At 73.6% G+C, this 3,261-nt stretch carries 5 protein-coding genes; 4 read left to right on the top strand and 1 reads right to left on the bottom strand.

Going from position 1 to position 3,261, the window contains the following annotated elements; all coding sequences use genetic code 11:
- Positions 1 to 102: 102 nt before the first annotated feature.
- Together ACFU7Z_RS38020 and ACFU7Z_RS38015 are read left to right on the top strand one after the other, a co-directional pair.
- Positions 103 to 699: a hypothetical protein gene (locus ACFU7Z_RS38020; RefSeq protein WP_380782671.1), complete on the top strand. Its 597-nt coding sequence runs from the start codon at positions 103 to 105 to the stop codon at positions 697 to 699.
- A 132-nt stretch (positions 700 to 831) separates the two neighbouring features.
- Positions 832 to 993 (top strand): hypothetical protein, encoded by a 162-nt coding sequence (locus ACFU7Z_RS38015; protein WP_158077757.1) that lies wholly within the window; start codon positions 832 to 834, stop codon positions 991 to 993.
- A gap of 19 nt (positions 994 to 1,012) precedes the next feature.
- Here ACFU7Z_RS38015 and ACFU7Z_RS38010 read toward each other — a convergent pair whose 3' ends face one another.
- The gene (locus ACFU7Z_RS38010) at positions 1,013 to 1,369 is read right to left on the bottom strand and encodes a hypothetical protein (protein ID WP_380782669.1); all 357 of its coding nucleotides are present in this window, start codon (positions 1,367 to 1,369) and stop codon (positions 1,013 to 1,015) included.
- A 124-nt stretch (positions 1,370 to 1,493) separates the two neighbouring features.
- Between ACFU7Z_RS38010 and ACFU7Z_RS38005 the strand changes: the two genes are divergently transcribed.
- The gene (locus ACFU7Z_RS38005; protein WP_049654612.1) at positions 1,494 to 2,090 is read left to right on the top strand and encodes a helix-turn-helix domain-containing protein; all 597 of its coding nucleotides are present in this window, start codon (positions 1,494 to 1,496) and stop codon (positions 2,088 to 2,090) included.
- Between the two features lie 62 nt (positions 2,091 to 2,152).
- Positions 2,153 to 3,166 carry a signal peptidase I gene (gene lepB, locus ACFU7Z_RS38000; protein ID WP_380782667.1) on the top strand — a complete coding sequence of 338 codons (1,014 nt, stop codon included), beginning with the start codon at positions 2,153 to 2,155 and terminating at the stop codon, positions 3,164 to 3,166.
- Positions 3,167 to 3,261: the final 95 nt, after the last annotated feature.

Here is a 3,261-nt window from a genome sequence, read left to right as displayed (position 1 = left end):
GAGCTACCTCGCAGGCCTCCACCTCCGCGCCTCAATGATCTGGATAGACGACCTCGTGCGACCACCCAACTGATCACAACATCACACAGGCCCTACGACTCGGTGATCGCGCTCAGCCGGGCCCGCGCCGTGGCGTACGACATGAACGCCGACGAGAGCCGCTACCTCACCGACCCGAGCCGCGCCGCCGCCTACGAGCAGGGCTTCCTCGACAAGGCGCAGGCGATCGTCCGCCTCGACGGGGCGGCACTGCCGGACTACGGCGCCCGGCTGGCCGACGCCGCCGCCCGGCACCGCGCGGACCGTACGGTGGTCCCCTTCGGCGGCTACCTGGGGAGCGAGCTGCACAACATCACCTTCGCGGGCGAGCAGGACGCCGCGGAGCGGGTGCTGGACGCCTTCCAGCAGTACCAGCGGACCGACCGCGGGATCCGCGAGCTGCGCGACGCCGGGAGGCTGAAGGAGGCGGTCACGCTCAACACCGGGCTGTCGAAGGGCCAGTCCGACTACGACTTCGGGCAGTTGAGCACCGGGATCGGGGACGCCATCGCGATCAACGCGGGTGCGATGGACCGGGCGGTCGCCGCGACCGACGACGACCTCGACGGCACCACGGCGGCGCTGGCCGGCGGGGCGCTGGTGCTGGCGCTCGGCCTCACCGCGTTCGGGGTGCGGGCCAGGCTGCGCGAGTACCGGTAGCGGGCCGCGCTTCCCGCCCCCGTTGCTCACCGTTGCTCACTGCTCGGTGACAACTCGGCCTCGGTCCAAGGACGTTCGGTGCCGCCGCGGGGCCGGCGGGGGAGTCTCCCCGGCGACGGGGAGGAGGCCCGGATGCGGGCGATCGCGGGGATGATGACGGCGGCCGTGGCGGCCGGGCTGCTGTTGGGCGGGGCGGTGGGCCTGGTGCTGTTCGTCGTCACGGACTGGTCCGAGCCGATCGTGCGGTCGCTGTACGAGCAGGGGCCGTTCTTCTGGTTCCTCGGCACGCCGTAGCTGTTCGGACCCGTAGACCTCAGCCGGGCAGCAGCCGCTGGTACTCGGCCTCCGGGTCCAGTTGGCGCCGGTACTCGACGTGCAGCCGGACGGTGCCGTCCGCTCCGGCCAGGCGGTCGAGCGGGCCCTGCCAGTCCGGCAGCGGGCGGGGCAGCGGCCACTGCTGGGCGAGGACGGCCAGCGGGGCGCCGTCGGCGGCGCGCACCACCCAGGTGGCGAGGCCGCCGCCGATCAGCGGGAGCCGGGGTCGGGGGAGCCCGAGGGCGGTGAGCGCCGCCGGGGCGTCGAGGCCGTCGGGGAGCGTGACGGTCCCGGCGTGCGGGGCGTCGGCGTCGTCGCCGGCCGCGACGCTGTCCCGGGTGAGGTGGATGCGCATGACGCGAGGATAGGCGCCGGGGCCGTGGACGTGCCCCGGGGGCGTGACCCGCAGGGGTGGCGGAGCGGTCCTCACCCGTGTGCCGGATTGACAACGGTCCTTGCCGTACCGGCAAATGGCAGGCATGGCCGACGAAGAGTTCGAGAACGTCCTGACCACGGTGGGCCCGCGGCTGCGGGCGCTGCGCAGGGAGCGCGGCACCACGCTCGCCAAACTGGCGGCCGCCACCGGCATTTCGCTCAGCACGCTGTCCCGGCTGGAGTCCGGGCAGCGCAAGCCGACGCTGGAGCTGCTGCTGCCGCTGGCCCGGGAGTACCGGGTGCCGCTGGACGAACTGGTCGGCGCCCCGGCCACCGGAGACCCGCGGATCCACCCGCGCCCGGTGACCAGGAACGGCCAGACCATCGTCCCGCTCACCCGCCACCTGGGAGGCCTGCACGCCTACAAGCACATCGTGCCGCCGGGCCGGAACGCCGGGCCGGACCTGGAGCTGAAGGTCCACGAGGGGTACGAGTGGCTGTACGTGCTGTCCGGGCGGCTGCGGCTGGTGCTCGGCACCCACGACCTGGTGCTGGCGGCCGGTGAGGCCGCCGAGTTCGACACCCGTACCCCGCACGCCTTCGGCAACGCGGGCCCGCAGCCGGTGGAGTTCCTCAGCCTGTTCGGTCCGCAGGGCGAGCGCATCCACGTCAGGGCGCGCCCGGGAACCTCTGTTCGGTAGGTTCGTTCCTGACAGGGGGTCTTCCTACCGGCTCCCGCCAGGCCGTCGGAGGGGCCGAGGAAATGACTGTGCAGCAGAGCGCGGAGTCCGGCGAGAGCGGCGGAGCCGCGGAGCGCGAGGGGGCCGGGGACGGCCGGGCGGGGGCGGAGGCGGGTACGGGCACCGCGGTGGCGGAGGGGGCGGACGCGGTGAACGCGGGCGCCGACGCTCCCGGGAAGGCCGACGAGGAGGCCGAGCGCCCCCGGAAGAAGCGCCCGTTCTGGCAGGAGCTGCCGATCCTGCTGGTGATCGCGCTGCTGCTCTCGCTCGGCATCAAGACCTTCTTCGTGCAGGCCTTCTCCATCCCCTCCGGCTCGATGGAGCAGACCCTCGCGATCGGCGACCGGGTGCTGGTCGACAAGTTCACCCCGTGGTTCGGCGCCAAGCCCGAGCGCGGCGAGGTGGTGGTGTTCCGCGATCCGGGCGGCTGGCTGGAGGGCACGCCGGCGAGCTCCGGCGACTCCGTCATGGGCAGTGTCCAGAAGGTGCTCAGCACCGTCGGCCTGATGCCCTCGGCGGACGAGAAGGACCTGATCAAGCGGGTGATCGCGGTCGGCGGGGACACCGTCGACTGCGAGGCGGGCGCGCCGCTGAAGGTGAACGGCGTCGCGCTGGACGAGCCGTACCTGTTCCCCGGTGCGACGCCCTGCGACAACGACCCGGTGGGCACCGTCACCGTGCCCAAGGGCAAGCTGTGGGTGATGGGCGACCACCGCAACAATTCGCGGGACTCCCGCTGGCACCACAACGAGACCGGCGACGGCTTCGTGCCGGTGGACAACGTGGTCGGCCGGGCCTTCGTGGTCGCCTGGCCGCTGTCGGACTGGTCCACCCTGCCCGTCCCGGACACCTTCGACAAGGTGCCGGCCGGGGCGGCGGGTGCGGCCGGCGCGCCGTTCGAGGCGCCGCCGGCGCCGGAGGCCGCCGCGCTGGCCGGGATCGTGCCGCTGGCCCTGTGGCAGCGGCGGCGGTCGGCGCGCAAGTCGTCGGCGCGCACGCCGTCGGTGCAGGAGTCCTCGATGCGGAAGGACCGCTGAGGCCGGCTCGCCCCGGCACCCCGACCCGGCCGGTCCTCCGGCCGGGTCGATCGTCTTCGACGGAACTCCTCCCGCTGACCTCTACACGCCTGTAG

The organism is Kitasatospora sp. NPDC057518 (assembly GCF_042802075.1).
Classification (GTDB): domain Bacteria; phylum Actinomycetota; class Actinomycetes; order Streptomycetales; family Streptomycetaceae; genus Kitasatospora.
The sequence above is the reverse complement of the archived record's forward strand: the minus strand, read 5'-3'. Positions and strand labels throughout refer to the sequence as shown.